35 protein-coding genes are annotated in these 26,514 nt (G+C 67.3%); 30 read left to right on the forward strand and 5 right to left on the reverse strand.

Translation table 11 applies throughout. The features are described 5' to 3' along the window. Positions 1 to 14 precede the first annotated feature (14 nt). The 27 genes from rplV to truA all read left to right on the forward strand — a co-directional run bounded on the left by rplV (position 15) and on the right by truA (position 15,819). Positions 15 to 413 carry a 50S ribosomal protein L22 gene (gene rplV, locus DFR72_RS19410; RefSeq protein WP_030478301.1) on the forward strand — a complete coding sequence of 133 codons (399 nt, stop codon included), beginning with the start codon at positions 15 to 17 and terminating at the stop codon, positions 411 to 413. Further along, positions 413 to 1,246 (forward strand): 30S ribosomal protein S3, encoded by an 834-nt coding sequence (gene rpsC, locus DFR72_RS19415; protein ID WP_090065867.1) that lies wholly within the window; start codon positions 413 to 415, stop codon positions 1,244 to 1,246. Before rplV ends, rpsC begins: the two co-directional genes overlap by 1 nt. Before the next feature lie 3 nt (positions 1,247 to 1,249). Beyond that, positions 1,250 to 1,669, forward strand: coding sequence for a 50S ribosomal protein L16 (rplP, locus tag DFR72_RS19420; protein WP_030473461.1), 420 nt, complete (start codon positions 1,250 to 1,252; stop codon positions 1,667 to 1,669). After that, on the forward strand, positions 1,669 to 1,911 hold the full coding sequence (gene rpmC, locus DFR72_RS19425) for a 50S ribosomal protein L29 (RefSeq protein WP_030478304.1): 243 nt from the start codon (positions 1,669 to 1,671) through the stop codon (positions 1,909 to 1,911). The genes rplP and rpmC overlap by 1 nt, the downstream gene beginning before the upstream one ends. Next, a complete protein-coding gene (gene rpsQ, locus DFR72_RS19430) occupies positions 1,908 to 2,189 on the forward strand; it encodes a 30S ribosomal protein S17 (RefSeq protein ID WP_053733143.1) in 282 nt (93 codons plus the stop codon). Before rpmC ends, rpsQ begins: the two co-directional genes overlap by 4 nt. 69 nt (positions 2,190 to 2,258) lie before the next feature. Then, on the forward strand, positions 2,259 to 2,627 hold the full coding sequence (gene rplN / locus DFR72_RS19435) for a 50S ribosomal protein L14 (protein ID WP_030478306.1): 369 nt from the start codon (positions 2,259 to 2,261) through the stop codon (positions 2,625 to 2,627). A 2-nt stretch (positions 2,628 to 2,629) separates the two neighbouring features. After that, positions 2,630 to 2,944, forward strand: coding sequence for a 50S ribosomal protein L24 (gene rplX, locus DFR72_RS19440; RefSeq protein WP_090065866.1), 315 nt, complete (start codon positions 2,630 to 2,632; stop codon positions 2,942 to 2,944). Positions 2,945 to 2,946: 2 nt separating this feature from the next. Then, entirely contained in the window at positions 2,947 to 3,510 is a 564-nt protein-coding gene (gene rplE, locus DFR72_RS19445; protein WP_090065865.1) for a 50S ribosomal protein L5, read from the forward strand. Between the two features lie 4 nt (positions 3,511 to 3,514). Beyond that, a complete protein-coding gene (locus DFR72_RS19450; RefSeq protein ID WP_030473455.1) occupies positions 3,515 to 3,700 on the forward strand; it encodes a type Z 30S ribosomal protein S14 in 186 nt (61 codons plus the stop codon). 124 nt (positions 3,701 to 3,824) lie between these two features. Then, entirely contained in the window at positions 3,825 to 4,223 is a 399-nt protein-coding gene (gene rpsH, locus DFR72_RS19455) for a 30S ribosomal protein S8 (RefSeq protein ID WP_030478309.1), read from the forward strand. Between the two features lie 12 nt (positions 4,224 to 4,235). Continuing rightward, the gene (gene rplF / locus DFR72_RS19460) at positions 4,236 to 4,775 is read left to right on the forward strand and encodes a 50S ribosomal protein L6 (RefSeq protein ID WP_045309814.1); all 540 of its coding nucleotides are present in this window, start codon (positions 4,236 to 4,238) and stop codon (positions 4,773 to 4,775) included. A 1-nt stretch (position 4,776) separates the two neighbouring features. Then, a complete protein-coding gene (gene rplR, locus DFR72_RS19465) occupies positions 4,777 to 5,178 on the forward strand; it encodes a 50S ribosomal protein L18 (RefSeq protein WP_030478311.1) in 402 nt (133 codons plus the stop codon). A gap of 34 nt (positions 5,179 to 5,212) precedes the next feature. Beyond that, positions 5,213 to 5,821: a 30S ribosomal protein S5 gene (gene rpsE, locus DFR72_RS19470; protein WP_053733140.1), complete on the forward strand. Its 609-nt coding sequence runs from the start codon at positions 5,213 to 5,215 to the stop codon at positions 5,819 to 5,821. A gap of 2 nt (positions 5,822 to 5,823) precedes the next feature. After that, on the forward strand, positions 5,824 to 6,009 hold the full coding sequence (gene rpmD, locus DFR72_RS19475; RefSeq protein ID WP_030478313.1) for a 50S ribosomal protein L30: 186 nt from the start codon (positions 5,824 to 5,826) through the stop codon (positions 6,007 to 6,009). After that, positions 6,006 to 6,449, forward strand: a complete 444-nt coding sequence (gene rplO, locus DFR72_RS19480; protein ID WP_030478314.1) for a 50S ribosomal protein L15 — start codon at positions 6,006 to 6,008, stop codon at positions 6,447 to 6,449. Before rpmD ends, rplO begins: the two co-directional genes overlap by 4 nt. A gap of 1,046 nt (positions 6,450 to 7,495) precedes the next feature. Next, positions 7,496 to 8,806: a preprotein translocase subunit SecY gene (gene secY, locus DFR72_RS19485; RefSeq protein ID WP_090074434.1), complete on the forward strand. Its 1,311-nt coding sequence runs from the start codon at positions 7,496 to 7,498 to the stop codon at positions 8,804 to 8,806. Beyond that, entirely contained in the window at positions 8,807 to 9,355 is a 549-nt protein-coding gene (locus DFR72_RS19490; RefSeq protein WP_090074342.1) for an adenylate kinase, read from the forward strand. A gap of 59 nt (positions 9,356 to 9,414) precedes the next feature. Then, entirely contained in the window at positions 9,415 to 10,191 is a 777-nt protein-coding gene (gene map, locus DFR72_RS19495) for a type I methionyl aminopeptidase (RefSeq protein ID WP_090015408.1), read from the forward strand. Positions 10,192 to 10,397: 206 nt separating this feature from the next. Then, on the forward strand, positions 10,398 to 10,979 hold the full coding sequence (locus tag DFR72_RS19500; RefSeq protein ID WP_090074344.1) for a hypothetical protein: 582 nt from the start codon (positions 10,398 to 10,400) through the stop codon (positions 10,977 to 10,979). A 122-nt stretch (positions 10,980 to 11,101) separates the two neighbouring features. Further along, positions 11,102 to 11,323: a translation initiation factor IF-1 gene (gene infA / locus DFR72_RS19505; protein ID WP_005166804.1), complete on the forward strand. Its 222-nt coding sequence runs from the start codon at positions 11,102 to 11,104 to the stop codon at positions 11,321 to 11,323. Positions 11,324 to 11,348: 25 nt separating this feature from the next. Then, a complete protein-coding gene (gene rpmJ / locus DFR72_RS19510) occupies positions 11,349 to 11,462 on the forward strand; it encodes a 50S ribosomal protein L36 (RefSeq protein WP_010148647.1) in 114 nt (37 codons plus the stop codon). Between the two features lie 216 nt (positions 11,463 to 11,678). After that, positions 11,679 to 12,059, forward strand: coding sequence for a 30S ribosomal protein S13 (gene rpsM / locus DFR72_RS19515; RefSeq protein WP_030478319.1), 381 nt, complete (start codon positions 11,679 to 11,681; stop codon positions 12,057 to 12,059). 37 nt (positions 12,060 to 12,096) lie between these two features. Beyond that, positions 12,097 to 12,504, forward strand: a complete 408-nt coding sequence (gene rpsK / locus DFR72_RS19520) for a 30S ribosomal protein S11 (protein WP_030478320.1) — start codon at positions 12,097 to 12,099, stop codon at positions 12,502 to 12,504. A 23-nt stretch (positions 12,505 to 12,527) separates the two neighbouring features. Beyond that, positions 12,528 to 13,133: a 30S ribosomal protein S4 gene (gene rpsD, locus DFR72_RS19525; protein ID WP_090074346.1), complete on the forward strand. Its 606-nt coding sequence runs from the start codon at positions 12,528 to 12,530 to the stop codon at positions 13,131 to 13,133. A gap of 152 nt (positions 13,134 to 13,285) precedes the next feature. Continuing rightward, on the forward strand, positions 13,286 to 14,344 hold the full coding sequence (locus DFR72_RS19530) for a DNA-directed RNA polymerase subunit alpha (RefSeq protein WP_030478322.1): 1,059 nt from the start codon (positions 13,286 to 13,288) through the stop codon (positions 14,342 to 14,344). Positions 14,345 to 14,395: 51 nt separating this feature from the next. Further along, positions 14,396 to 14,968 (forward strand): 50S ribosomal protein L17, encoded by a 573-nt coding sequence (gene rplQ, locus DFR72_RS19535; protein ID WP_030478323.1) that lies wholly within the window; start codon positions 14,396 to 14,398, stop codon positions 14,966 to 14,968. Positions 14,969 to 15,024: 56 nt separating this feature from the next. Beyond that, positions 15,025 to 15,819 (forward strand): tRNA pseudouridine(38-40) synthase TruA, encoded by a 795-nt coding sequence (truA, locus tag DFR72_RS19540; RefSeq protein ID WP_211335462.1) that lies wholly within the window; start codon positions 15,025 to 15,027, stop codon positions 15,817 to 15,819. 591 nt (positions 15,820 to 16,410) lie between these two features. Here the strand turns inward: truA and DFR72_RS19545 are convergent. The 3 genes from DFR72_RS19545 to eccE form a co-directional block, all read right to left on the reverse strand. After that, positions 16,411 to 17,973, reverse strand: coding sequence for a S8 family peptidase (locus DFR72_RS19545; protein WP_090074350.1), 1,563 nt, complete (start codon positions 17,971 to 17,973; stop codon positions 16,411 to 16,413). Between the two features lie 280 nt (positions 17,974 to 18,253). Then, a complete protein-coding gene (locus DFR72_RS19550; RefSeq protein WP_090074353.1) occupies positions 18,254 to 18,982 on the reverse strand; it encodes a hypothetical protein in 729 nt (242 codons plus the stop codon). Continuing rightward, the gene (gene eccE / locus DFR72_RS19555) at positions 18,979 to 20,184 is read right to left on the reverse strand and encodes a type VII secretion protein EccE (protein WP_245983148.1); all 1,206 of its coding nucleotides are present in this window, start codon (positions 20,182 to 20,184) and stop codon (positions 18,979 to 18,981) included. The genes DFR72_RS19550 and eccE overlap by 4 nt, the downstream gene beginning before the upstream one ends. A gap of 270 nt (positions 20,185 to 20,454) precedes the next feature. Here eccE and eccB point away from each other — a divergent pair, with 270 nt between their 5' ends. From eccB to DFR72_RS19570, 3 genes are all read left to right on the forward strand, one after another. After that, positions 20,455 to 22,071: a type VII secretion protein EccB gene (gene eccB, locus DFR72_RS19560; protein WP_090074357.1), complete on the forward strand. Its 1,617-nt coding sequence runs from the start codon at positions 20,455 to 20,457 to the stop codon at positions 22,069 to 22,071. A 100-nt stretch (positions 22,072 to 22,171) separates the two neighbouring features. Then, positions 22,172 to 22,501, forward strand: a complete 330-nt coding sequence (locus DFR72_RS19565) for a type VII secretion target (protein ID WP_090074359.1) — start codon at positions 22,172 to 22,174, stop codon at positions 22,499 to 22,501. Then, positions 22,501 to 23,568, forward strand: a complete 1,068-nt coding sequence (locus tag DFR72_RS19570) for a WXG100 family type VII secretion target (RefSeq protein WP_245983150.1) — start codon at positions 22,501 to 22,503, stop codon at positions 23,566 to 23,568. The genes DFR72_RS19565 and DFR72_RS19570 overlap by 1 nt, the downstream gene beginning before the upstream one ends. Before the next feature lie 72 nt (positions 23,569 to 23,640). Here the strand turns inward: DFR72_RS19570 and mycP are convergent, their stop codons facing one another. Together mycP and eccD are read right to left on the reverse strand one after the other, a co-directional pair. Next, positions 23,641 to 25,053: a type VII secretion-associated serine protease mycosin gene (gene mycP / locus DFR72_RS19575; protein WP_090074365.1), complete on the reverse strand. Its 1,413-nt coding sequence runs from the start codon at positions 25,051 to 25,053 to the stop codon at positions 23,641 to 23,643. Next, positions 25,050 to 26,453, reverse strand: a complete 1,404-nt coding sequence (gene eccD, locus DFR72_RS19580) for a type VII secretion integral membrane protein EccD (protein ID WP_090074368.1) — start codon at positions 26,451 to 26,453, stop codon at positions 25,050 to 25,052. Before eccD ends, mycP begins: the two co-directional genes overlap by 4 nt. Positions 26,454 to 26,514 lie beyond the last annotated feature (61 nt).

Here is a 26,514-nt window from a genome sequence, read left to right on the forward strand (position 1 = left end):
AGGGAAAAGCAGCGATGAACGCCCGTAAGGACGCTGAGGCGCAGGAGTTTCCGCGCGCCGTGGCTCGGGCTCGCTACGTCCGCGACACCCCCATGAAGGTCCGTCGCGTCGTCGAGCTCATCAAGGGTCGTAACGCAAGCGAGGCCCTGGCCGTGCTCCAGTTCGCGCCCCAGGCCGCTTCTGAGCCGGTCGCGAAGGTGCTCGCCAGCGCCATGGCCAATGCCGAGAACAACATGTCCCTGGACCCCTCGACCCTCTGGGTTGCGGTGGCCTACGTGGACGAGGGTCCGACCCTCAAGCGTTTCCGCCCGCGTGCCCAGGGCCGCGCGTACCGGATCCGCAAGCGGACGAGCCACATCACCATCGAGGTGGAGTCTCGTCCCAAGAAGACCAGCGTGAAGGGAACGCGGTAGTGGGCCAGAAGATCAACCCGCACGGCTTCCGGCTGGGGATCACCACCGACTGGAAGTCCCGCTGGTACGCAGACAAGCAGTACGCCGAGTACGTGGCGGAGGACGTCAAGATCCGCCGCCTGCTCAGCAAGGGCATGGAGCGTGCCGGCATCTCCAAGGTGGAGATCGAACGGACCCGTGACCGGGTGCGCGTCGACATCCACACCGCCCGGCCGGGCATCGTCATCGGCCGTCGTGGTGCCGAGGCGGACCGCATCCGCGGTGAGCTGGAGAAGCTCACCAAGAAGCAGGTCCAGCTGAACATCCTCGAGGTCAAGAGCCCCGAGTCGGACGCGCAGCTCGTGGCACAGGGTGTCGCCGAGCAGCTGTCCAACCGCGTCGCCTTCCGGCGCGCGATGCGCAAGGCCATTCAGTCGGCCATGCGTTCGCCGCAGGTCAAGGGCATTCGCGTGCAGTGCGGCGGTCGCCTCGGCGGCGCCGAGATGTCCCGCTCGGAGCACTACCGCGACGGCCGCGTGCCGCTGCACACGCTCCGCGCCAACATCGACTACGGCTTCTTCGAGGCCCGCACCACGTTCGGCCGTATCGGCGTGAAGGTGTGGATCTACAAGGGCGACATCGTCGGTGGCATCTCGGCCAAGCGCGCGCTCGACGCGGCCCCGGCTCAGGGAGCCGACCGCGCCCCGCGCCGCGACCGTGGCGAGCGTCCGAACCGGGCCCGTCGTTCCGGTGCCAGCGGCACCACCGCGACGAGCACCGAGGCCGGCCGTGCCGCCGCCGACGCTTCCGCGTCGGCCGAGGCCCCGGCTTCTGCAGAGAAGACGGAGAGCTGAGTCATGCTCATCCCTCGTAGGGTCAAGCACCGCAAGCAGCACCACCCGAAGCGTTCGGGCGCTGCCAAGGGCGGCACGAAGGTCACCTTCGGTGAGTACGGCATCCAGGCTCTGGAGCCGGCCTACGTGACGAACCGGCAGATCGAGTCCGCTCGTATCGCCATCACTCGCCACATCCGTCGTGGCGGCAAGGTCTGGATCAACATCTTCCCGGACCGTCCGCTGACGAAGAAGCCGGCCGAGACCCGCATGGGTTCCGGTAAGGGTTCGCCGGAGTGGTGGGTGGCCAACGTCAAGCCGGGTCGCGTCCTCTTCGAGATGGCCTTCCCGAACGAGCAGGTCGCTCGCGAGGCGCTTCGCCGCGCGATCCACAAGCTCCCGATGAAGTGCCGCATCGTTACGCGTGAGGGTGGTGAGTTCTGATGGCAGCGGGTACTACCGCTTCCGAGCTGCGTGAGCTCACCGAGGAAGAGCTCGTGCTGCGTCTGAAGGAATCGAAGGAAGAGCTGTTCAACCTTCGTTTTCAGATGGCCACGGGCCAGCTCGACAACAACCGGCGTCTGCGCACGGTCCGGCATGACATTGCCCGGATCTACACCGTGATGCGGGAGCGGGAGCTCGGGCTCTCCGTCACGCCGGATTCCACTGGTGAGGGTGCGGCATGACCGAAAGCAACGAAGTCCAGACCGAGAAGCGCAACGACCGCAAGGTCCGTGAGGGCCTCGTCGTGTCCGACAAGATGGACAAGACGATCGTGGTCGCGCTCGAGGACCGCAAGAAGCACCCGCGTTACTCCAAGATCATGCGCTCCACCACCAAGGTGAAGGTGCACGACGAGGAGAACGCGGCGGGCATCGGCGACCGAGTCCTGCTCATGGAGACCCGGCCCCTGTCGGCGACCAAGCGGTGGCGTCTCGTGCAGATCCTCGAGAAGGCCAAGTAGTCCTTTCTAGACAGACCGAGCCCGTCGGGTCGGAAATCCGGCGGGCCAGGAATGGTCAGGAGCAAGTAAGTGATTCAGCAGGAGTCGCGACTTCGTGTCGCCGACAACACTGGTGCGAAGGAAATCCTTTGCATCCGTGTTCTCGGTGGTTCGGGTCGCCGCTACGCGGGCATCGGCGACATCATCGTCGCGACCGTCAAGGACGCGATCCCCGGTGCCGGCGTGAAGAAGGGTGACGTCGTCAAGGCCGTCATCGTCCGCACCGTCAAGGAGCGCCGTCGTCCGGATGGCTCGTACATCCGCTTCGACGAGAACGCCGCCGTGCTCATCAAGAACGACAACGAGCCGCGCGGTACCCGCATCTTCGGCCCGGTCGGTCGTGAGCTGCGCGACAAGAAGTTCATGAAGATCATCTCGCTGGCTCCGGAGGTGCTCTGACCATGAAGGTGAAAAAGGGCGACACGGTCGTCGTCATCGCCGGCAAGGACAAGGGCGCGAAGGGCAAGGTCATCCAGGCCTACCCGGAGAACGGCAAGGTCCTGGTCGAGGGCGTCAACCGGATCAAGAAGCACACCAAGATCACGCAGACCCAGCGGGGCGCGCAGTCTGGTGGCATCGTGACCCAGGAAGCTCCGATCAACGTCTCCAACGTGATGGTGGTCGACTCGGACGGCAAGCCGACCCGTGTTGGTTACCGGACGAACGACGAGGGCAAGCGGGTCCGCATTTCCCGTCGTAACGGGAAGGACATCTGATCATGACTACCGCAGAGAAGATCATCCCGCGGCTCAAGACGCGCTACCGCGACGAGGTGAAGGCCGAACTGCAGAAGCAGTTCGACTTCTCCAACGTCATGCAGATCCCGGGCGTCGTGAAGGTCGTCGTCAACATGGGTGTCGGCGACGCCGCCCGTGACGGCAAGCTGATCGAGGGTGCCGTCAGGGACCTGTCGATCATCACCGGCCAGCGTCCCGAGGTCCGCCGGGCCCGCAAGTCCATCGCGCAGTTCAAGCTGCGTGAAGGCATGCCGATCGGCGCGCGCGTCACGCTGCGCGGCGACCGCATGTGGGAGTTCCTCGACCGTCTGCTGACGATCGCGCTGCCCCGTATCCGCGACTTCCGCGGCCTCTCGGGCAAGCAGTTCGACGGCAACGGCAACTACACGTTCGGTCTGAACGAGCAGTCGATGTTCCACGAGATCGACCCGGACGCTATCGACCGGCCTCGCGGCATGGACATCACCGTCGTCACCACCGCCACGAACGACGAGGAGGGCCGGGCGCTGCTGAAGCACCTGGGCTTCCCGTTCAAGGAGAACTGACTCGATGGCCAAGAAGGCGTTGATCAACAAGGCCGCGAAGAAGCCGAAGTTCAAGGTCCGGGGTTACACCCGGTGCCAGCGTTGCGGCCGCCCCCACGCGGTGTTCCGCAAGTTCGGCCTCTGCCGGATCTGCCTGCGCGAGATGGCTCACCGCGGTGAGCTGCCTGGCGTGAGCAAGTCCAGCTGGTAATTCCACAAGCTTCATAACTTCGCTGTAGGCCCGCACACGACCGTCCTGCCCTCTCCCCGCCGGGGGAGGGCGGGTCTGGACCCTGAGCCGGTGAACCGCAGCGAGAAAGGTTGACCAGGTCACCATGACGATGACCGATCCCATCGCAGACATGCTCACTCGTCTGCGGAACGCGAACTCGGCTTACCACGACAAGGTCGTGATGCCGCACTCCAAGATCAAGGCGAACATCGCCGAGATCCTCAAGCGCGAGGGCTACATCGCCTCGTACCGCGACGAGGACGGCGAGGTGGCCAAGAACCTGGTCGTCGAGCTGAAGTACGGCCCGAACCGTGAGCGCAGCATCGCCGGCCTCCGCCGCGTGTCCAAGCCCGGTCTGCGTGTGTACGCGAAGTCCACTGGCCTGCCCCGAGTTCTCGGTGGCCTCGGCGTGGCGATCATTTCGACCTCTGGCGGTCTCATGACCGACCGTCAGGCCAACAAGGCAGGCGTGGGCGGAGAAGTCCTCGCCTACGTTTGGTAAGGGGGAGTAGACATGTCGCGCATCGGTAAGCAGCCGATCATTGTCCCCTCCGGGGTCGACGTGAACATCGCCGGTCAGGACGTCAGCATCAAGGGCCCCAAGGGTCTCCTGACGCTCACGCTCGCTGAGCCGATCATCGTCGAGAAGGCCGAAGACGGCACTCTCGAGGTCAAGCGCCCGAACGACGAGCGGCGCAACCGCGCGCTCCACGGCCTGTCGCGCACGCTCGTGCACAACATGGTCGTCGGCGTGACCCAGGGTTACGAAAAGAAGATGGAAATCCACGGCGTCGGTTACCGCGTCGCGCTCAAGGGCTCTGAGCTCGAGTTCGCGCTCGGTTACTCGCACCCCGTCAAGGTGGAGGCCCCCGCGGGCATCACCTTCGCGGTCGAGACCCCGACCCGTTTCTCCGTCTCGGGTATCGACAAGCAGCTGGTCGGTGAGGTTGCCGCCAACATCCGCAAGCTGCGCAAGCCCGACCCGTACAAGGGTAAGGGCGTCCGGTACTCGGGCGAGAAGATCCGTCGCAAGGTCGGAAAGACGGGTAAGTGACATGAGCGAGTCGACTGTTACGAAGCGCAAGCCGGTGGGCAAGGACATCTCCACCAGGCGTCGTGTTGCGAAGGCCCGTCGCCACTTCCGCCTCCGCAAGAAGGTCAACGGCACCGCCGAGCGTCCGCGCCTGGCCGTGCACCGTTCGTCGAAGCACATCACCGTGCAGATCATCGACGACCTGAAGGGCCACACGATCGCGGCTGCTTCCTCCATGGAAGCCGACGTCCGTGCCCTGGACGGCGACAAGAAGGCCCGTGCGGCCAAGGTCGGCCAGCTGGCCGCGGCCCGCGCCAAGGACGCCGGCGTCACGGCGGTCGTGTTCGACCGCGGTGGCAACGCGTACCACGGCAGGATCGCTGCTCTGGCGGATGCCGCTCGCGAGGCGGGGCTGGAGTTCTGACAATGATCATTTCTGGAATTGAGAGGGACGCCTGATGCCAGGACGTACGCGTCGCGAAGGCGGCGGGGGCGAGCGCGGAGAGCGCCGCGACCGTCGTGACGGCGGCCGCGGCGGCGCGGCCCAGGAGAAGACCCCCCACCTCGAGCGCGTGGTTGCGATCAACCGCGTCTCCAAGGTGGTCAAGGGTGGTCGTCGGTTCAGCTTCACCGCGCTCGTCGTGGTGGGTGACGGCGACGGCATGGTCGGCGTCGGCTACGGCAAGGCCAAGGAAGTTCCCGCGGCCATCGCCAAGGGTGTCGAGGAAGCGAAGAAGAACTTCTTCCGCGTGCCTCGCATCGCCGGCACCATCCCCCACCCGATCCAGGGTGAGAAGGCCGCTGGTGTGGTCCTGCTGCGTCCGGCCTCGGCCGGTACCGGTGTCATCGCGGGTGGCGCTGTCCGCGCCGTCCTCGAGTGCGCCGGCGTGCACGACGTGCTGTCGAAGTCGCTCGGCTCCGACAACGCGATCAACATCGTGCACGCGACCGTGGCGGCCCTCAAGGGTCTGCAGCGTCCGGAAGAGGTCGCGGCTCGTCGTGGCCTGCCCCTCGAGGACGTCGCCCCCGCCGGCATGATCCGCGCTCGCGCGGGCCAGGGGGTCTGATCATGGCTCAGCTCAAGATCACCCAGGTGAAGAGCACCATCGGTACCAAGCACAACCACCGCGAGTCGATGCGCACCCTCGGGCTGCGCAAGATCCGCCAGTCGGTCGTGCGTGAGGACACCCCCCAGGTTCTCGGCCTGATCAACGCCGTGCGCCACCTGGTGGTTGTCGAGGAGGTCCAGTCGTGACCATCAAGATTCACGATCTGCGTCCGGCCCCCGGCGCCAAGACCGCCAAGACCCGCGTCGGTCGTGGTGAGGGCTCCAAGGGCAAGACCGCCGGCCGCGGTACGAAGGGCACGGGCGCTCGCAAGAACGTCTCGCCGCGCTTCGAAGGTGGCCAGATGCCGCTGCACATGCGGCTCCCGAAGCTCAAGGGCTTCAAGAACCCGTTCCGCACCGAGTACCAGGTCGTGAACGTCTCCTCGATCGCTGCCTCCTTCCCGGAGGGCGGCTCGGTGGACGTTCCCGCGCTGGTGCTGGCCGGGCTGGTCCGCAAGGGCTCGCTCGTCAAGGTGCTGGGTGACGGGGACGTCTCCGTCAAGCTGGACGTCACGGCTGACAAGTTCTCCAAGACCGCTGTGGAGAAGTTGGCGGCTGCTGGTGGGTCTTCCACCGTGGCTTCCTGATTTGCCGCTGGTAGTTGTCTGAAGGGCCCCGAGGCTTCGCCTCGGGGCCCTTTGGCGTTGCTGGGGTGGCCGTGTGCTGGCGGCGACGCTTGTGGGTGGTCGGTGAGCATGCGGGTGGCGAGCATGCGGGTGGCGAGCATGCGGGTGGTCGCCTTGCGGATGGTCACCTTGCGGATGGCGACCATGCGGGTGGTCACCTTGCGGGCGGCCTGGTTGCGTTGCGTGCATTTTTCTGGGGGCGCTGCCCCCAGACCCCCGGCAATCTGATCGGGGGTCCACGCCACGGGTGGGTTGATGGCACGCCTGTTGCGTTGGGCGGCTGCCTGTTGCGTTGAGAGTGCGTTTGGCGGTGGGTCCCGTCACGAGCCGAGCCAAGAGCGGGCCACATGCGTGAAGGGGTGTCAAGCGGACGAAAAGCGTGTCCGCTTGACACCCCTTCACGCATGCAGCAAGAGCTATGGCGCGACTCGTGACGGGACCCACCGCCTGGCCAGTGTGGAAAGACGGCTCGCCTTCGGCTTCGCTGGGGAGGACGGCTCGCCTTCGGCTTCGCTGGGGAGGACGGCTCGCCTTCGGCTTCGCTGGGGAGGACGGCTCGCCTTCGGCTTCGCTGGGGAGGACGGCTCGCCTTCGGCTTCGCTGGGGAGGACGGCTCGCCTTCGGCTTCGCTGGGGAGGACGGCTCGCCTTCGGCTTCGCTGGGGAGGACGGCTCGCCTTCGGCTTCGCTGGCGATCATGTGGGGTTCGCTTTGCGGGTATTTCCTGAGGAACTTTTGGGTGTTCGCTTACGTTCGCGGACGGCGTAATTGCTGGTCCTAGCACGGAATTGCTGGGGCTGCTACCCCGGATGGCCTAGTGGTTCGGTCAGAGATCAACGAGTTGGAACCTGTGATTGGCCACTGGGTACGGGCTGGTCCTGGAGGGCTGTTAGAGTCGCGGGCTGAACCCGGATGTCCTCCGGGTTGCTTGGTCGTGGCTACCTGACTCGGCCTGCCAACTACCGCATGTGCCGGTCCCTGGGGGTCGGCAACGCTCAGGAGGTTCGCGTGCTCGGCGCATTCCGCTCGGCTCTCGCGACGCCGGATCTACGCAAGAAGATCCTGTTCACGCTCGGGATCATCATTGTGTATCGGCTTGGCGCGACCATGCCCGCGCCGGGCGTTTCCTTCAAGAACGTGCGCGCGTGTGCTGAACAGCTTGAAGGTCAGAACATCTACTCGCTGATCAACCTGTTCAGCGGTGGTGCGTTGCTCAACCTGTCCGTGTTCGCGCTGGGCATCATGCCCTACATCACCGCGAGCATCATCATTCAGCTGCTCACCGTGGTCATCCCGCGGTTCGAGCAGTTGAAGAAGGAAGGACAGGCTGGTCAGGGCAAGCTGACGCAGTACACGCGTTACCTGACGATCGGGCTCGCGATCCTGCAGTCCACCGGTCTCGTCGCCCTCGCGGTGCGCGGGCAGCTGTTCGGTGAGTGCGACCAGGACGTCATCCCGAACAAGGACAGCATCTTCACGCTGATCGTGCTGGTCATCACCATGACCGCCGGTACCTCGGTCATCATGTGGCTGGGTGAGCTGATCACCGAGAAGGGCATCGGCAACGGCATGTCGTTGCTGATCTTCACCGGTATCGCCGCCCGCATCCCGGCCGAGGGCAAGAACATCCTCGACAAGAGCGGCCTCACCTTCGCGCTCGTCGTCGTGGCAGCCCTGATCATCATCGCGAGCGTCATCTACGTCGAGCAGGCTCAGCGTCGCATTCCGGTGCAGTACGCCAAGCGCATGATCGGCCGCCGCATGTACGGCGGTACGTCGACGTACCTCCCCCTCAAGGTGAACCAGGCCGGCGTCATCCCGGTCATCTTCGCCTCTTCGCTGCTGTACCTGCCGGACCTGATCGTGCGCCTCACCCAGGGCACCTCCACCGAGCAGAACTGGTTCTCGACGTTCGTCCAGACCTACCTGGTCAAGCAGTCGAGCTGGGTGCACATCGCCTCGTACTTCCTGCTGATCGTCTTCTTCACGTACTTCTACGTCGGCATCACGTTCAACCCGGACGAGCGTGCTGACGAGATGAAGAAGTTCGGTGGCTTCATCCCCGGCATCCGTCCCGGTCGTCCCACCGCCGAGTACCTCAAGTTCGTCCTGGGCCGCATCACGCTTCCCGGTTCGCTCTACCTCGGCATCGTGGCGATCCTGCCGAACCTGTTCCTGGACCTGACCGGTGACGGCCAGAACCAGAACTTCCCGTTCGGCGGCACCGCGGTTCTGATCATGGTCGGTGTCGGCCTCGACACCGTGAAGCAGATCGAGAGCCAGCTCATGCAGCGCAATTACGAAGGGTTCCTCCGCTAGATGCGACTCGTTCTCGTTGGCCCGCCCGGTGCGGGCAAGGGCACCCAGGCCGAAGTTCTGAGCCGCAAGCTCGGCGTGCCGCACATCTCGACGGGCGACCTCTTCCGGTCACACATCAGCAACCAGACCGAGCTCGGGCTGGAGGTGCAGAGCATCCTCGACGAGGGCGCTCTCGTGCCGGACTCCATCACGAACGAGATGGTGCGCAAGCGCTTGGCCGAGTCCGACGCCGCGGACGGGTTCCTGCTCGACGGGTTCCCCCGCAACGTCGCCCAGGCCGACAAGCTGGGTGAGTTCCTCGCTGTCGGTGGCCACTCGCTCGACGCGGTGCTGGAGTTCCGGGTCGACGAGGACGTCGTGGTGGAGCGGTTGCTCGCACGCGGTCGCACGGACGACAAGGAAGACGTCATCCGGCACCGCCAGCAGGTGTACCGCAACGAGACCGCGCCGCTGCTGAGCTACTACGCGGAGAAGGTCATCTCCATCGACGCGGTGGGCGAGATCGACGAGATCAGCGAACGGGCACTCGCCGCGCTGAACGAGAAGTGACCGGCGGACTGGTCGACAGGCTCCGTTCCGTCGTCACACGTGCAACAGATCGTGAAGGCATGAGCAAGATCGAGATCAAGACCCGCGGCCAGCTGGAGGCCATGCGCGCCTCCGGCCTGGTCGTGGCACGGGCGTTGCAGAACGTCGTGGACGCGGTGAAGCCCGGGGTCTCCACGTGGGACCTCGACGAGATCGCCGAGCAGACCATCCGCGACGCCGGCGCCGTCCCGTCCTTCAAGGGCTACCACGGCTTCCCGGCGAGCATCTGCGCGTCGGTGAACGAGCAGATCGTCCACGGCATCCCCAGCAAGACGCAGGTGCTGGCCGAGGGCGACCTGATCTCCATCGACTGCGGCGCGATCCTCGACGACTGGCACGGCGACTCGGCCGTGACGGTCGGCGTCGGCGAGCTGTCTCCCGCGGACCACAAGCTGTCCGAGGCGACCCGGCTGTCGATGCTCGCCGGCATCGAGGCAGCGCTGCCCGGCGGCCGGCTGACGGACATCTCGTTCGCCATCGAGTCCTCCGCCATCGAGTCGGGGGAGCGCGACGGCATCGAGTACGGCGTCGTCGCGGACTACGGCGGCCACGGCATCGGCTCCAAGATGCACATGGAGCCGTTCCTGCCGAACTTCGGCAAGCCCGGCAAGGGCCCCAGGCTCAAGGTCGGCATGGCCATCGCGATCGAGCCGATGCTCACGCTCGGCACGGACGACTCCCAGGAGCTGGAGGACGGCTGGACCGTCGTCACGCTCGACGGCACGCGTGCCGCCCACTGGGAGCACAGCGTCGCGATCACCGAGGACGGCCCCTGGGTGCTCACCGCACCCGAGTAGCGCCCCGGCGTTTTCGGACGTAGCCCCGTTCACCCTCCGGTGAACGGGGCTATTTCGTTTGTCAGGCCCGATACGGTCGAGGTTGACGAACGAGTCCAATGCTTGGGGGCATTGTGGGGGTAACCCGTTTCGTCCTGTCCGCCCTTCTGATTCCACTTGTAGGCTGCGCTGCCACGAAGCCGGCCACCGATCTCACCTACCAGGACGTGCCGGCGGAGCGCATCGCCGACCGGATCTTCCTGGCCGACGCCATCGCGGCGGCGGAGGGCTGCCGACCGCCGTTCTCCGACGTCATCGTGCGGCGTCCGAACTTCATCAGCCCGCCCGAGCCCGTCGACGGCGGGTGCGGGGGCGGTGTCCGCGCCGCGGCGCCGTGGGAGTACGTCGACGCAGTGAGTCGCATCACGGTGCTGCACGACGTCGTCGTGCGGGAGTGGGACGTCCTGCTCCGGTCCGGGCCGGAGGCCGCCGAGACGCGGGCCGCCGGGGCGACGTTGCTGCACTGCCTCGACAGCGCCGGGTTCACCCAGCGCGGGCCCGGCGACCCGAGCCTGGAGAGCTACGGGATCGGATCGGGCGACGCTGCGCTGAACAACGCAGCTCAGCGGTGTTCCGACGAGACCGGGTACGGGGCGAGGACCGCTGCTCAGCGCCTGCGGACGCTGCGCTCGGTGCTCGGCAGGCACGAGTCCGAGATCAACGACATCGCGCGCCTGAAGCCCGTTCTCGAACGGGGTGCGCAGCCGGCCACGGGCTCTGAGCGGACCCGATTTGGGTTGCCGCAGTGAGCTGCGTACACTGGTCAGGTGGCGCATCAGTTGCGCCGGTTCAGTCGTGCCCTCCGAGGTCAGATCGAGCCGGGGTGGCGCGCGTCCAAAGGTTAATATCACCGTCACGAAACGCGGAGGACATGGGCAAGAAGGACGGGGCCATTGAGGTCGAGGGCCGCGTAGTCGAGCCGCTCCCCAACGCGATGTTCAGGGTCGAGTTGGAGAACGGTCACAAGGTACTCGCGCACATCAGCGGCAAGATGCGACAGCACTACATCCGCATCCTCCCTGAGGACCGGGTTGTCGTGGAGCTCTCGCCCTACGACCTGTCCCGCGGGCGCATCGTCTACCGCTACAAGTGACCTCCAGTAGCAGGAGATCTCAGGCGTGAAGGTTCAGCCGAGCGTCAAGAAGATCTGCGACAAGTGCAAGGTGATCCGCCGTCACGGCCGGGTCATGGTGATCTGCGAGAACCTGCGCCACAAGCAGCGCCAGGGCTGAGCAGTTCCACTCGCGCTCGTCGGGGTCTTTCGATGACGCAGTAACCAGAAACTCCTCGCACCTACCGCACGGGCTCCATGCGTGCGGACACCCCCGGATTCCAGGCCGGGGCCGGGACACCGGCTGTGAGAGCAGCCGGAACGACAGACAGCGAGTCAGTCACCGGAATTGGGCGAGGAGCAGACCTGGAAGTAATCGACAGGAGTTAACCGCCACATGGCACGACTCGCTGGCGTCGACCTCCCCCGCGAAAAGCGGATGGAGATCGCGCTCACCTACATCTTCGGCATCGGTCGTACGCGCTCCAAGGAGCTGCTCACCGCCACGGAGATCTCCCCGGACCTCCGGGTGAAGGATCTGACGGACGACGACCTCGCCAAGCTGCGGGACCACATCGAGACGAACTACAAGGTCGAGGGTGACCTTCGCCGTGAGGTCGCGGCCGACATCCGTCGCAAGATGGAGATCGGTTGCTACGAGGGTCTTCGGCACCGTCGCGGCCTGCCCGTTCGTGGGCAGCGCACGAAGACGAACGCCCGTACCCGCAAGGGTCCGAAGAAGACCGTGGCCGGCAAGAAGAAGGCCGGCAAGAAGTAAGACCTCGCGTCTGCTGCCCTCAACTTAGGAGTTCGTTTTGCCACCCAAGTCCCGTACGGGCGCCGGGGTCAAGAAGATCCGGCGCAAGGAAAAGAAGAACGTCTCGCACGGCCAGGCGCACATCAAGAGCACGTTCAACAACACCATCGTGTCCATCACGGACCCGCTGGGCAACGTGATCAGCTGGGCGTCCGCCGGCCACGTGGGCTTCAAGGGCTCGCGCAAGTCCACGCCGTTCGCGGCGCAGATGGCTGCCGAGAACGCCGCCCGCAAGGCCGCCGAGCACGGCATGCGCAAGGTGGACGTGTTCGTCAAGGGTCCCGGCTCCGGCCGTGAGACCGCGATCCGTTCACTGCAGGCCGCCGGTCTCGAGGTCGGCACCATCCAGGACGTGACCCCGCAGCCCCACAACGGCTGCCGCCCGCCCAAGCGGCGCCGGGTCTGAGGCACGGGGAGGAGTAAGAACTAATGGCTCGTTATACGGGACCCGCGACGCGCATCTCGCGTCGTCTGAAGGTTGACCTCGTTGGTGGGGACCAGGCCTTCGAGCGCCGTCCGTACCCGCCCGGCCAGCACGGTCGTGGCCGGGTCAAGGAGTCCGAGTACCTGCTGCAGCTCCAGGAGAAGCAGAAGGCTCGCTACACCTACGGCGTGCTCGAGAAGCAGTTCGTCCGCTACTACAAGGAAGCGGTTCGTCGCCCCGGCAAGACCGGCGAGAACCTGCTCCAGATCCTCGAGGCCCGCCTCGACAACGTGGTGTACCGCGCGGGCCTCGCCCGCACGCGTCGCCAGGCTCGCCAGCTGGTCAGCCACGGTCACTTCCTGGTCAACGGCCACAAGGTGAACATCCCGAGCTACCAGGTGTCGAAGTTCGACATCATCGACGTGAAGCCGAAGTCCATGCCGACGCTGCCCTTCGAGGCTGCTCGCGCGTCCTTCGGTGACCGCCCGATTCCCGCCTGGCTGCAGGTCGTGTCCTCGAACCTGCGCATCCTCGTGCACCAGCTGCCCGAGCGCGCGCAGATCGACACGCCTGTCACCGAGCAGCTCATCGTCGAGCTCTACTCGAAGTGATCCTCTCCGAGCCACCGTCTGCTTTGGACGGTGGCTCGGGTCGGGTCCCGCATCGGCGCGAAGGGTGTGCCGAGTGCGTTTGCCGGTCCTCGTGGCTGGCTGAAGTTGGCGGCGTCAAATAGCGGGCGTCGTTGTCGGAAAGGTAGAACCCAGTGCTGATTTCCCAGCGCCCCTCGCTCGCCGAGGAAGCGGTCTCCGAGACCCGTTCACGGTTCGTCATCGAACCGCTGGAGCCGGGCTTCGGTTACACGCTCGGCAACTCGATCCGCCGCACGCTGCTCTCGTCGATCCCCGGTGCTGCTGTCACGAGCATCCGCATCGACGGCGTGCTGCACGAGTTCACCACGGTTCCCGGGGTGAAGGAGGACGTCACCGACGTCATCCTGAACCTGAAGGAGCTCGTCGTCTCGTCCGAGGAGGACGAGCCGGTGACCATGTACCTGCGCAAGCAGGGCCCCGGTGTGGTGACCGCGGGCGACATCGTGCCTCCGGCCGGTGTCACCGTGCACAACCCCGACCTGCACATCGCCACCCTGAACGGCAAGGGCAAGCTGGAGATCGAGCTCGTCGTCGAGCGCGGTCGCGGCTACGTCCCGGCTGTCCAGAACAAGCAGGCGGGCGCCGAGATCGGCCGCATCCCCGTCGACTCGATCTACTCGCCGGTTCTCAAGGTGACGTACAAGGTCGAGGCCACTCGTGTCGAGCAGCGTACGGACTTCGACAAGCTGATCCTCGACGTGGAGAGCAAGCCCTCGATCACCCCGAGGGACGCTGTTGCCTCCGCGGGCAAGACCCTGGTTGAGCTGTTCGGTCTCGCTCGCGAGCTGAACATCGACGCCGAGGGCATCGAGATCGGCCCGTCGCCGGCCGAGGCTGACACCATCGCCGCGTTCGCGATGCCTATCGAGGATCTGGACCTCACGGTCCGTTCCTACAACTGCTTGAAGCGGGAAGGCATCCACACCGTCGGCGAGCTCGTGTCGCGCAGCGAAGCGGACCTGCTGGACATCCGCAACTTCGGTGCGAAGTCGATCGACGAGGTCAAGATGAAGCTCGTCGGTCTCGGCCTCGCGCTGAAGGACTCGCCTCCTGGGTTCGACCCGTCCGCGGCTGCTGCCGACTACCACCCCGGTGACACGGGCTGGGGCGCCGGTACCGGCCTGGACCCGCACGACGACGGTCAGGACTACGCGGAGACCGAGCAGCTCTGACGCTCTGATTCAGAGCTAGAGGATCTCTTTTAGTAACTACAGGAGCAAGCGATGCCCACCCCTACCAAGGGCCCCCGGCTCGGTGGGTCTCCGGCGCACGAGCGGCTGCTGCTCGCCAACCTGGCGACGGCGTTGTTCCAGCACGGCCGGATCAAGACCACTGAGACGAAGGCGAAGCGGCTGCGTCCGTACGCCGAGAAGATCATTTCCAAGGCCAAGGCCGGCGACCTGCACAACCGTCGCGAGATCATGAAGCTGATCCGCGACAAGGACGTCGTGCACAAGCTGATCGCCGAGATCGGTCCGTTCTTCAGCGACCGTTCCGGTGGCTACACCCGCATCACCAAGACGCTGGCACGCAAGGGCGACAACGCCCCCATGGCCATCATCGAGCTGGTGCAGCAGAAGCTCGTCTCCACCGAGGCCGAGGCTGCGCGCAAGACCAAGTTCGCCAAGGACGAGAAGCCGGCCGCCGAGGTCGTCGACCAGGACGCTGACGCGCCCGAGTCCGCGACGAAGGACGCCGCCGACGAGCCCGCCGAGGGCGCTGTCGAGGTTGACGGCGAGCCGTCGGCCGAGGACGTCAAGGCAGAAGAGGCCAAGGACAAGAAGGACGAGTCCTGAGCAGTTCTCCTGCTGACGAGCCCGTCGTTCCCCATGGGGACGGCGGGCTCGTTCGTGTGCGGTTCGACCTAGGGTACGACGGGACCGAGTTCTCCGGGTGGGCGCGGCAGCCCTCCCGGCGGACCGTCTGCGGCGTTCTCGAGGACACGCTGTCGATGGTCCTGCGGGAGGACGTCTCGCTGACCGTGGCCGGGCGCACCGATGCGGGGGTGCACGCCTCCGGTCAGGTCGCTCACGCTGATCTGCCTGACTCCGTTGACGTTGCCGGGCTGCCCAAGCGGCTGGCGCGGGCGTTGCCCTCGGATGTGCGGGTGTTCTCCGCTCGGGTGGTGCCTGCTGCCTTTGACGCCCGGTTCTCCGCGATGCGGCGGCACTACGAGTACCGCGTTACCGATGCTGCCTTTGGAGCGCATCCGTTGCGGCGGTTGGACACCCTGGCCTGGCCTCGTCCGCTGGACGTTTCGGCGATGAATGAGGCTGCGCGGCTTTTGTTGGGGGAGCACGACTTTTGCGCGTTCTGCAAGCGGCGTGAAGGGGCTACGACCATCCGGGAACTGCAGCGGCTTGAGCTGGTGCGGTCTTCGGTTGACGGGGTGGTCACGGCGTTTGTGTCTGCTGATGCGTTCTGCCACTCGATGGTTCGGTCGCTCATTGGGGCGTTGCTGGCTGTTGGGGAGGGGCGGAAGGGTGTTGAGTGGCCTTCGTCGTTGTTGTCGCTTAGTGGGCGGGCTAGCGGGGTTACCGTGGCTCCTGCTCATGGGTTGTCGTTGGTTCGGGTGGATTTTCCTGGGGATGGGGAGCTTGCTGCTCGGGCTGAGGCGACTCGGCGGGTTCGTACGTTGGGGCGTTGAGTCCTCTTCTTGGCTTGTTCCTGGGGCTCCGCCCCAGACCCCGCCAATCTGATCCGAAGCCGGGGTCTACGCCGTGCGCGGGTTGATGGCACGCCTGTTGCGTTGGGCGGAGTTGCGTTGCTTTGAGGGGCGCGTTGGTGGGGTGGCTTCGTCACGAGCCGCACCAAGAGCGGGCCACATGCCAGAAGGGGTGTCAACCCGACGAAAAGCGTGTCGGGTTGACACCCCTTCTGGCATGCAGCAAGTGCTGTGGCACGACTCGTGACGAAGCCACCCCACCCGGACCGTTCGGTAAGGACGGCTCGCCTTCGGCTTCGCGGGTGGGATGTGTGCCCAGGCCGCGCGGTTAGGACTGCTCGCCTTCGGCTTCGCGGATGGACGCGTGCCTATGAGCGCGCGCTCTGGTGCTCGACTTCGGCTTCGCGGCCGTGTCTGCAGACTTTTCCGTCGGACGTTTCTGTCAGACCTCGTCGCTAGGTTGGGTCGCGGGGGGCCCTGAGATCGAGGGGACCCCCGCGTCAGCCTGCGTTTCTCCCGGGAAGGGAGGAGCCCCCGGCGGGGGGACCGGGGGCTCCGTGGTGGTGCGGCTGGCTAGATGTCGAGCGTCCACGAGTCGATGTGGCCCGTGTCCTGGCGGTAGAGGTCGCGGACTCGCAGTTGCCAGGTGCCGTTGGCGTCTTCTGCGGAGACGTTCACGGCGTAGGTGGCGTTGAGGTCGTCAGCGCTGTCTGAGCCGTTGCTGACCTTCAGGACCTTCACCGTGCCCGAGGGGGCGATCAGGGACACTTCCAGGTCGCCTCGGTAGGTGTGCTTGATGGCGACCTTCACGGAGCCGGTGGTGCTGGCCTTGCCGTTGCAGTCGGCGACGGTGATTGCCGACTTCACCTCGCTGGCGTCCGGGATCGCGGTGTCGGTGTCGTTGGTCGCCGCGGGGCACTGGCCCGGCGGGTTGCCGGGGGCCGTGCCGGTGATCTGGAGGAGCTTGTTCGGGGAGCCGGTGCCGGGGCTCGTGACCACGTCGGAGCTGGCGTTGTCCACCAGGGCGTCGCGGACCTGCTGCGGGGTTGCCGTCGGGGACGAGCCCAGGTAGACGGCTGCGGCGCCCACCACGTGCGGGGTGGCCATCGAGGTGCCGCTGATGGTGTTGGTGGCCTCGTCGTTCGTCAGCCAGGCGCTCGTGATGTCGCGGCCCGGGGCGAAGATGTCGAGGCAGCTGCCGAGGTTCGAGAACGAGCTGCGGGCGTCGGTTCGGTCCGTGGAGCCGACGGTGATGGCTTCCGGGGTGCGGGCCGGGGACGTGTTGCAGGCGTTGCCGCCGTTGTCGTTGCCTGCCGCCAGGCCGTAGGTGACGCCTGCGGCGATGGAGCGCGCTACGGCGTCGTCGACGGTCTGGTTGGCTCCGCCGCCGAGGGACATGTTGGCCACCGCCGGCTTGCGGGCCGGGTTGGCCTGGACGTCCGCGGTGACCCAGTCGATGCCTGCGATGACGCCTGCGAAGGTGCCGCTGCCGGAGCAGTTGAGGACTCGGACGCCTACCAGCTTCACGTCCTTGGCCACGCCGTACTTCGTGCCGCCGACGGTGCCCGCGACGTGGGTTCCGTGGCCGTTGCAGTCCGAGGCGTCCGCGTCGTTGTCGACTGTGTCGGTGCCGGACACCGCCCGGCCGCCGAAGTCGGTGTGGGTGTTCCGGATGCCGGTGTCGATGATGTACGCGGTGACGCCGGTGCCCTTGTTCGGGTAGGTGTAGCTGTTGTCCAGTGGGAGCGTGCGCTGGTCGATGCGGTCGAGGCCCCACGACGGGGTCGGGGTCTGCGTGTCGGAGATGCGGACCTCGCCGTCCTGTTCGACGTAGGCGACGGCCGGATCTGCTGCCAGGCGCTTGGCCTGGGTTTCGGACATCTGCGCCGAGAAACCGCGCAAAGCGGACTTGTACGAGTGCTTCACCTTCGCGCCGTACTTAGCGCTGAGGTTGTCCACACTCGATGTGCTCATGTCCTTCAGCACGACGATGTAGTTGTCCTTGACCGCGTTGGACGCACCGAGGTTGCGAATCTCCCCCTCGGGCGCAGCGGTGGCGGAGACGGACGACAGGACGAGCGCAGTGCCCGCCACCAGTCCGATTCCAGCCGCTCGTCTGGCCCACGATTCTCCCATAGCAGCAAGCTCCCTCGTCGCAGGGTTGTGCAGGTGAGAGTTTTCTTAGTGGCGCGGACTGATTTCGCACAAGAAGGTCCACGAAATTGCCTTCGAATGCCGAATCAACAGATTTGGTCAGCCCTGTGAATTAGTTGGTTCCGCTGATCTCTTTACAAAACAATTGCGCCCCGAACGATGAACCGTTCGGGGCGCATGTCTCAACTGGATGAATCGCGCGAGTTCGCCGTGCAGGCGAACTCGCCGCCATCCGCCGAGCAGCGGACGGCAGGCACTGCTCTCAATCGCCTCTGCGGACTGCTCCGAGGATCTGCTGCTCGGCCGGGGTCGTGTAGAGGCGCAGGTGCGCCCACATGTCCTGGCCCATCGCGATGACCTGGTCGTCCTTGAGCTGGGTCAGCTGCCCGAACATCTGCGGGCGCAGGCGCCACATCTGCCCGGCGAGCTGTGCCTGGCCCATCGGGAGGCGCTGCAGGAGCACGAGGTCCGCGTTGTTCGCCGTGGACGACGCCTGCGGGTGCAGGTACGGCAGCACGTACATCGTGGTCTGCCACGGTGCGCGCGGCGGGAACAGCTCCTGCGGGACGTGGCCGCCGTCGTGGATCACGAGCAGCGGCATGTCCTCGGTCGGGCGCGGGAGGTCCGCCGGGGACAGCCGGCGCAGCTGCACCAGCTGAGACGGGCGGCCGTCCGGGCCCTGGCCCGCGGCGCGCACGACCGGCTGCCACGCCTGCGGGCGGCCCGTCGCGATGATGATCCACGCTCCGGTCGCCATGGCGCGCAACGCGATCTGGCGGGCCAGGTACAGGCCACCGACGACGACCATGCGGGTCGGCGTCGGGCGCAGGACGGACACGCTGAGCGGTTCGCCCTTCGTGCCCTGGCCGAGCATCATGCCGCCGCGGTCGCCGCTGGGGCTGACCAGGTCGAGCATGTTCGGCGACACCAGGAACTCCGGTGCCACCGCGCCGCGGCCGCGGGTGTCGAGCAGACGGGACGACGAGCTCATGCCACACCTCCCAGCGGCAGCGTCGCGGCGAGGCCCGCGAGCTGCATGCCCCGCAACGGGGTCAGCGTGATGTCGAGCTTGTCGCCCAGCTTGGACAGCTGGTCCTCGGCGCGGTCCAGCTCGCTCGGCGTGCGGGCGCTCACCCGCACCAGGCCGCGCAGCGAGACCTGACCGTCCTCACGGGACGGCGAGATGGACATCGCGAGCGTCGACGAGAGAGCGCGCACACCGGTCAGCGAGTTCAGGTTGCCCTTGAGGCCCTTGGACGGCCAGCCGGTGATCGCGTAGCTCGCGTGACCGACGCCACCCGCGGTGACGCCCTTCCACTTCTCGCGCAGCGACACGGGGTTCGTGTTGCCGACGGCCGCGGTGAGCTCGGCCGACGAGATCGCCGCGCGCAGCAGCTCGTCCGAGTCGAGCGGGCGGATCGTGACGCCTGCCGACTCCAGGGCGTTGCGGACGCGGGACAGCGCGCCGATCAGCGCCCGGTGCGCGCCGACGACGCCGCCGCCGCGCTCCCGGATCGCCTCGCCGCAGCGGCGCGGGTCCAGCCGGACCGTGATCCACGTGGTGCGCCGGGCCGCCGCGGGCAGCGGGCCGAGCACCTCCATGTACGAGCTGACGGCCGGCGAGTTCGGCGGGAGTGCCGCGCTGCCGGGGTAGCAGTGCCAGATCACGGTGATCGCGTCGAGCACGACGCCGCGGTCCTCCAGGCACGGTGTGAGCGCTCCCAGGGGCAGCGACGGGGCCGAGCCGACCGCGGAGATCAACGGCGGCGTCGGGTCGACGAGCAGCACCGCGGTCCACACGCCGTCGTGCCACGACAGCGCGAGCGGGCGGCGTTCGTGGTCGACGCCCTTCGCGATCACCAGGTCCGGGATCGCGAGGCGCAGCAACGCGACGCGCGGGTCCTCCGGGCCGAGCACCTGCATCTCGTCGTCACCGGGCTTGGACTCCTGCGACTCCGCGCGCTTCGCGGTGCGGCTGTGCGACCGGAAGTTGTAACGCATGCGGACGCCGATCCACTGCGTGAGCCACCGGCCACGCGAGCGGGTGAAGGCCAGGATGAGGGCGACGAGGAGCACACCACCAGCGATCGAGACGGAGACGACGTTGAGCGCCTCGCCCTGTTTCACGCCCATGATGGTCAGCACGAGGAGGGCGATGGCGAGACCGACCTCGATCGTGACTACGTTCGACACGGGCAACGAGCCGAGGCTCACGCCTGCGGCTCTGCGACGGACACGCCCGACCGGACGCGGAGGCGTGGGTGCCTGCTGGCCAGGACCCCCAGGTCCCTGCGGCCGTGCCATCCCTGGGTTGGGCCGGGGCGGATGTGGAGTGGTCACGGACATCCGTTGTGGTCTCTTTCCCCTCGATGGTCGGTGGGCTTGGCGAACCGGCCCACGGAGCAACCTGCGTCCGGCTATCCTGCCGAACCGTACCGCGACTGGGAGAGCAGCGAGCCGAGAATGGCATCAACACCCACGACCAAGGCACAGGTCCAGGCCTACCAATTCGTCCTGAAGCGGATGCAGTCAGCTCTTGTCCGCAGAGACGCGGTGATGCTGCACGACCCTATGAGCATCCACTCGCGCGCTACAGCGGTGGGTGTGGTGCTGGGCGTCCTCGGTCTGGTCGTGTTCCTCGTGATCGGGCTCTTCAGCCCGGCGCCGAGGCTCGACGACCAGACGCAGATCGCCATCAGCAAGGAGACCGGCCAGGTCTACGTCGTCGACAGCTCGCCGCGGCGGCTGATCCCGATGACGAACCTGGCGTCGGCCCGGCTGCTCTGGCTCTCGCGCAACAGCCCCGACGCGCAGCAGGGCCAGGGCGGTGGCGACGCACCGGCCGGCACGGCCGGCGCACCGGCGGAAGCGGCCGGCGGCACCCCGAAGCTCGTGGCCGAGAAGGCGTTGGCGAACCTGCCGCGAGGCAGGCTCACCGGTCTGCCGGACGCGCCGGACGTGCTGCCGAAGCCGGAACTCCGCATCGACGCGCAGTGGTCTGTCTGCGACACCCTCCAGCTGGACAAGTTCCGCGAGGACCAGGCGGCGGAGAACCAGATCAAGACCTCCGTGATCGCGGGCGTGAGCGGCGGCAACCCGGAGCTGGGCGGCGAGGCCGTGCTGGTCCAGCAGCGCACGGGCGCCAAGAAGGCGTACCTGATCTACAAGACGCCCCAGTCCCTGCGGGACATCTCGTCGTCGACGGTCCGCGCCGAGGTGGACCTGAAGAACGACAAGGCGCTCAACGCCCTCAAGCTGAAGAACAAGAAGCCCCGTGCGATCAGCACGGCGTTGCTGAACGCGATCCCCGAGGTCGCTCCGCTGGCCGCGCCGGTCATGCCGAACCAGGGCAAGCCGGCGACGTACGTCACCGAGACCAAGGTCAACATCGGTGAGGTCGTCCAGGTCGAGCGGCAGAACGGCTTCGAGTCCATGGTCGCGCTGGAGGACGGCTTCCAGACCGTCGACGAGACCGTCGGCGACCTGCTGCGCTGGGCCTACTCGAACAACCGGCAGGCCATCAAGCTCTCGCCGAGCGCGATCGCGGACCACCGCGACCCGAAGAACCCGCTCAAGCTCGACTCGTACCCGGACAAGATCCCGACGACGCTCGAGGCGAACGCCAACAACGTCGTCGTGTGCCTCGGCTGGAAGGCCGAGAACTTCACCGCGGACAACAGGGCCGAGCACACCTCGGTGACGATCGGCTCCGTGCTGCCGGGCCCGAAGGACATGACCCCGGCCGAGCTCGGTTCGCCGGGCGCGGGTGGCGAGATCATCGACCAGTTCCTGATGCTGCCGGGCAAGGCCGCCGTCGTGCGGGCGAGCCAGGGCAAGAACGACTTCGGGACCGGTCCGGTGCAGGTCGTCACGGGTCGCGGTGTCCGCTACGGCGTCCCGGACGCGGCCACGGCGGCGGCCCTGGGACTCGACGGGACGTTCCCTCCGGCACCGAACCAGATCCTGAGCCTGCTGCCGATGGGGCCGCAGCTCAACAAGAACGACGCGAACCGCAGCTACGACTCGATCCCGGCGCCCAAGGGGACGATCAAGGATCCGCAGGCGGTTCAGCAGAAGTAGCGGAACCGCTCCGGGTGCATCACCGTCGAATGCGGACGAAGCGTGGTGGTCGCTAACCGCCACCACGCTCAGCACCCGGAGTGTCGTTAGGGGACTAGTCGTGGCCGGTCGTATCAGCGTCGATGCCGAGTGGTTGGAGAAGTACGCCGACCGCATCGACGGGACGACGGATGACCTGAGGCGGGTGCGGGACGCCATGAAGGTGTCCCCGCTGCGCCCCCAGTCGTTCGGCGAGATCGGCAGAACGGTCGGCACGGCCCAGGGCTACGCGCGTGCGGCCGAACTGCTCAACTCGCAGCTCGCCCGCGCCTGTGACGCGCTCGAGTCGGCCTCCAAGGGCCTGCACGCCGTCGCGAAGCAGTACGGGCGCGGCGAAGAGGAGAGCTTGCAGGCCATCAAGAAGGCCGACCGGCGGTACGGGGAGCTGTGATGGCCAAGGACGGCAAGCAGATCGCGGCCGAGGTTGGTCCCGAGCTCGACTACCTCTCGCAGGTCAGCCGCAAGCTCGGGGTCGTGGACCTCGTGCACGACTTCTTCGACCCGCTGGTGGGCGACTGGAACGAGCTGCGCGAGGAAGCCGAACGCTGGCGCAAGGCCGCGAAGGTGACCGAGGCGGTCAACACCCACGTCTCGGCGCCGCTGGGCGGGGTCGACGCGCGGTGGGAGGGCAAGGACGCCGACGCGTTCCTCGACCACATGCGCCAGGTGGGGCTCGCGGGCGGCGACATGTCCGACGCGATGAACGCGATGGCGGACGCGCTGGAGGAGACCGCGGACGGCGTTCGCGTCATCGTGCAGGACATGGCGCACGTGCTGGCCGACGCCGCCGACTCGGTGTCCGGCACGGCCACGCTGCCCATGGACGGCGACCAGCGCGCGATCAGGCACATCGAGGAGCTCAAGGATCCCGTCCGCGAACTGCACGAGTCCGCGCGGCAGGTGCTGGAGGCGTTCCTGAAGCTGTGCGACGGGGTGTCCGGTGAGGCCGGCGGTTTCGGTGCCGTGCACATGGAGCACAAGTACCCCGAGCAGAACTGGACCTACACGGCGCCCGCCAAGCCCGAGACCAAGGTGCCCGAACCGGCCACTGCCTCGGCCACGGCCGCCGCGGGCACGGGTGCCGCGCCGGGCGGCTCGTCCGGTGGCGGTGGAGGCGGGGTGGGTGGCGGAGTCGGCGGTGGGGTCGGCTCGGTCGGCGCGCCTGCTGCCGCGGCCCAGCAGATGCAGTTCGGAGGCGCCACAGGCGTCGCTGAGCAGGTTCCGCTGGCCGACAAGGGTGGCGGTGCCGCTCAACCCGCCGCGGCCGCTGGTGGCCGTTCTGGGGCCCCGGCCGGCGGCATGATGGGCGGCATGGCGCCGATGATGGGTGGCATGGGCGGCGGCCAGCAGGGCGGCGACAAGGAGCACAAGCCGAAGCAACGGCTCACCGGCTCGATCGACGACCTGCTCGGCAAACCCAAGAAGGCCGCGCCGAAGACCATCGGTGACGACGACTGAAACTCCTCCCGAGCAACGGAAATGGCCCCGCCGGTGAAATCCGGCGGGGCCATTTCCGTTGTCCTCGGAAAGCTAGACGGGCTGTCTGCGCTTGCGGTTGAGCGAGTTGCGGACGACCAGCGTCAGCATCAGCAGCGCGCCACCGACACCGATGCCGCTCAGGGCGACGATGATCGGCGGCCAGTCGAGCCCCGGCGGCGGGGTGACGCTGGTGTTCATCTCCTTCGGGTCCGAGGCCTTGAACCCGGCTGCCTCCGCGGGCAGCACCGCCGTCAGCGCGGCGACCGGGTTGACCATGCCGAAGCCGACCTTGTTGTCCTTGCCGGACACGTTGCCGGGGTGCAGGGCGGTGGCCTTGAGGCGCTCCATCACCTGACGCGCCTTGAGGTTCGGGAACCGCTCGCGCACCAGCGCCGTGATGCCCGCGACGTACGGCGAAGCGAAGCTCGTCCCCTTGATGTCCTGCACGCCCTGCGCGGTGACGTTCGCGTTGGTCAGGCCGGTGCCCTTGGGGTCGACGGAGATGATCTCCTCGCCCGGCGCGGCGATGCTGACCCACGGGCCCCAGACGCTGAACGACGAGACCTCGCCCGACCGGGCGATCGACCCGACGGACAGCACGTCGTTCGCGAACCACGCGGGCGAGGAGACCGAGTTGACGTTGGAGGAGTCCAGGTTGTTGTTCTGCGCGCCGCAGCCGACGCCCTGGTCGTTGAGGTTGCCGGCCGCGGTGACGATCACCACGTCCTTGACGTCCACCGCGTACCTGATGGCGGCCTGCAGCTTCTGGTCGTCCGCGCTGAAGCCCTTGGGAGCGCTGCAGTTGGTCAACGAGATGTTGATGACCTTGGCGTCCTGGTTCGCCGCGCGCACGATGGCCATCGCCAGCGTGCCGACCTTGCCGGCGGAGGAGCGCTTCTCGTTGTTCGCGTCGCCCTTGAACTCGAACCGGTCGCTGGTCTGGCGGATCGCCAGGATCGTCGCCTCCGGTGCGGCGCCGACGAAGTCGCCCTCGGTCTTGGCCGCGGCGGCGACGCCGGCGACCTCGGTTCCGTGGCCGTCGCAGTCGTCGGTGCCGTTCGCGTTGCCGAAGACGTACTCACCGCCACCCTGGACCCTGCCGCCGAAGCGGGGGTTGCGGGGGTCGACACCGGTGTCGATGATCGCGATCTTGATGCCCTTGCCCTTGGCGAACCGGTGCGCCTGCTCCAGGTTCAGGTAGACCTGGCCCCAGGGCATGTACTCGATCAGTTCGCTCTTGGTGTCGGACTCCACGCACCCCTTCGAGGTGCGCTCGTACTTGACGTCCGGTGCGCCCGTGTCGGCGGGCGGCGGCGTGCCCGCGGGCAGGTCCGGCGGCACCGAGTTCGGGCGCGCGGTCGCGGGTGTGGAGGACGGCTGAGCGGAGGCCTGCGGCAGCGTCCCCGTCAGCAGCAGCAGTCCGGCGGTCGCGGCCGCCGCGGTGCGCCTGATGCCGGTCCTCATAGCGTGATCAGACCTCGGAACACCTGGTACATGTCCATGACCGCGAGCGCCAGCGGCAGCACGGAGGCGATCAGGATCGCCTCGATGATGTCGACGGTGCGGCGCAACGGCGGCGAGAACTTCTGGTTGGGGAAGATCACACCGAACACCAGTGCCAGCACGCCCAGCAGCAGCAGCGCGCCGAAGACGAACGCGATGCGGTTGAAGGAGCTCGACGAGATCAGCCAGCCGATCAGGATGCCCGCGCTGGCGAACATGCCGGTCGACAGCAGGGCGACGGCCTGCGCGCCGTTGGCGTACGCCCGGCCGCGCATCATCAGCACGATCGCGACGACCACGCCGTAGATCGGGCCCCAGACCGTGTCGGCGCCCGCGGCGACGATGGCGGCGAGTGCCGCGACCACGCCGGTGCCGATGATCATGCCCGTCAGGTACTCGTGCGCGACGGCCGTGCGACGCTCGATGACCGCGTACTCCGGGAAGCCGCTGTCCTCCTTGAGGTCCTCGGCGTTCGTCGGCACGACGGGCGGCGGGATCTTGGCCAGCTGCAGCGTGAGCCTCGGCAGCATCGACAGCGCGGCGAGCGCCACGGCACCGGTCGCGGCGGCCACACCGGTCAGCGGGTGCTCGACGAACGTCGCGACGAGGAACGCCAGCGCCACGAGGGTGCCGCCGGTCGCCGCGGCGATGAACACCGTGATGCCCTGGCCGATGAGCAGGATGCCGCCCCACGCGAAGATCATCATCAGCGCGGACGCGAGCAACATCTTCGGGTTGAAGCCCACACCGGGCACGGCGTGGTAGCCCGCGACGAACGCCAGCGGCAGCGAACCGCACGCGGCGATCAGCACACCGGTCGACACCGCGCTGTACGCCCGCGAGATGGTCGCGCCGGCCGCCAGCATGGCGATCGCGCCGACACCGCCGGCGATCGCGGCCGCGAGACCGCTGCCGGAACCGCCCTGCGTGATCGGGCCGGACAGGAACAACGCCACCGCGGACGCGATCAGCGCGAGCGCGCCGGCGAGGTGACCGAACCGCTGTGCGGTCTCCTTGGTCCACGGCCGGAAGGAGTCCGGATCGGACTCCGCGATCGCGTCGACGACGTCGTCGTACAACGGCGGCGGCGGATTCTCGTTGCGGCGCCGCAACTGCAGCAGCTCGCCGTCGACGACGCCGAGCGAAGCCAGCGTGCGCGCCGGGTCCAGCGGGTTGTCGCCGAGCTTGGCGAGGCACCAGCCACCGTGCCGCACACCGCCGTCCGGAGTGGCCTCTCTCGCCATGTCCAGCAACATGGGCAGGAGATCGGCCACCGCCACGTCGGCAGGCAGCGCGACGTCGATACGCGTTCGAGGTGCCACCACCGTGACACGGCTGAACACCGTCGTACCGGTCGCCACCAGGGCCCCCTAAGTCAGATCAGCGCTTGCAAACAATGTGCCCGACCCTATTGGTCCACCT

The sequence above is a fragment of the Lentzea flaviverrucosa genome, from assembly GCF_003350445.1.
In the GTDB taxonomy this organism is placed as follows: Bacteria; Actinomycetota; Actinomycetes; order Mycobacteriales; family Pseudonocardiaceae; genus Lentzea; species Lentzea californiensis.

What these genes read in the sequence shown, in the direction of transcription:
- rplV (WP_030478301.1), top strand. Translation starts at nt 15, where the DNA reads ATGAACGCCCGTAAGGACGCTGAGGCGCAGGAGTTTCCGCGCGCCGTG.
- rplP (WP_030473461.1), top strand. Translation starts at nt 1,250, where the DNA reads ATGCTCATCCCTCGTAGGGTCAAGCACCGCAAGCAGCACCACCCGAAG.
- rpmC (WP_030478304.1), top strand. Translation starts at nt 1,669, where the DNA reads ATGGCAGCGGGTACTACCGCTTCCGAGCTGCGTGAGCTCACCGAGGAA.
- rpsQ (WP_053733143.1), top strand. Translation starts at nt 1,908, where the DNA reads ATGACCGAAAGCAACGAAGTCCAGACCGAGAAGCGCAACGACCGCAAG.
- rplX (WP_090065866.1), top strand. Translation starts at nt 2,630, where the DNA reads ATGAAGGTGAAAAAGGGCGACACGGTCGTCGTCATCGCCGGCAAGGAC.
- rplE (WP_090065865.1), top strand. Translation starts at nt 2,947, where the DNA reads ATGACTACCGCAGAGAAGATCATCCCGCGGCTCAAGACGCGCTACCGC.
- DFR72_RS19450 (WP_030473455.1), top strand. Translation starts at nt 3,515, where the DNA reads ATGGCCAAGAAGGCGTTGATCAACAAGGCCGCGAAGAAGCCGAAGTTC.
- rpsH (WP_030478309.1), top strand. Translation starts at nt 3,825, where the DNA reads ATGACGATGACCGATCCCATCGCAGACATGCTCACTCGTCTGCGGAAC.
- rplF (WP_045309814.1), top strand. Translation starts at nt 4,236, where the DNA reads ATGTCGCGCATCGGTAAGCAGCCGATCATTGTCCCCTCCGGGGTCGAC.
- rplR (WP_030478311.1), top strand. Translation starts at nt 4,777, where the DNA reads ATGAGCGAGTCGACTGTTACGAAGCGCAAGCCGGTGGGCAAGGACATC.
- rpsE (WP_053733140.1), top strand. Translation starts at nt 5,213, where the DNA reads ATGCCAGGACGTACGCGTCGCGAAGGCGGCGGGGGCGAGCGCGGAGAG.
- rpmD (WP_030478313.1), top strand. Translation starts at nt 5,824, where the DNA reads ATGGCTCAGCTCAAGATCACCCAGGTGAAGAGCACCATCGGTACCAAG.
- DFR72_RS19490 (WP_090074342.1), top strand. Translation starts at nt 8,807, where the DNA reads ATGCGACTCGTTCTCGTTGGCCCGCCCGGTGCGGGCAAGGGCACCCAG.
- map (WP_090015408.1), top strand. Translation starts at nt 9,415, where the DNA reads ATGAGCAAGATCGAGATCAAGACCCGCGGCCAGCTGGAGGCCATGCGC.
- infA (WP_005166804.1), top strand. Translation starts at nt 11,102, where the DNA reads ATGGGCAAGAAGGACGGGGCCATTGAGGTCGAGGGCCGCGTAGTCGAG.
- rpsM (WP_030478319.1), top strand. Translation starts at nt 11,679, where the DNA reads ATGGCACGACTCGCTGGCGTCGACCTCCCCCGCGAAAAGCGGATGGAG.
- rpsD (WP_090074346.1), top strand. Translation starts at nt 12,528, where the DNA reads ATGGCTCGTTATACGGGACCCGCGACGCGCATCTCGCGTCGTCTGAAG.
- rplQ (WP_030478323.1), top strand. Translation starts at nt 14,396, where the DNA reads ATGCCCACCCCTACCAAGGGCCCCCGGCTCGGTGGGTCTCCGGCGCAC.
- DFR72_RS19545 (WP_090074350.1), bottom strand. Translation starts at nt 17,973, where the DNA reads ATGGGAGAATCGTGGGCCAGACGAGCGGCTGGAATCGGACTGGTGGCG.
- DFR72_RS19550 (WP_090074353.1), bottom strand. Translation starts at nt 18,982, where the DNA reads ATGAGCTCGTCGTCCCGTCTGCTCGACACCCGCGGCCGCGGCGCGGTG.
- eccB (WP_090074357.1), top strand. Translation starts at nt 20,455, where the DNA reads ATGGCATCAACACCCACGACCAAGGCACAGGTCCAGGCCTACCAATTC.
- DFR72_RS19570 (WP_245983150.1), top strand. Translation starts at nt 22,501, where the DNA reads ATGGCCAAGGACGGCAAGCAGATCGCGGCCGAGGTTGGTCCCGAGCTC.
- mycP (WP_090074365.1), bottom strand. Translation starts at nt 25,053, where the DNA reads ATGAGGACCGGCATCAGGCGCACCGCGGCGGCCGCGACCGCCGGACTG.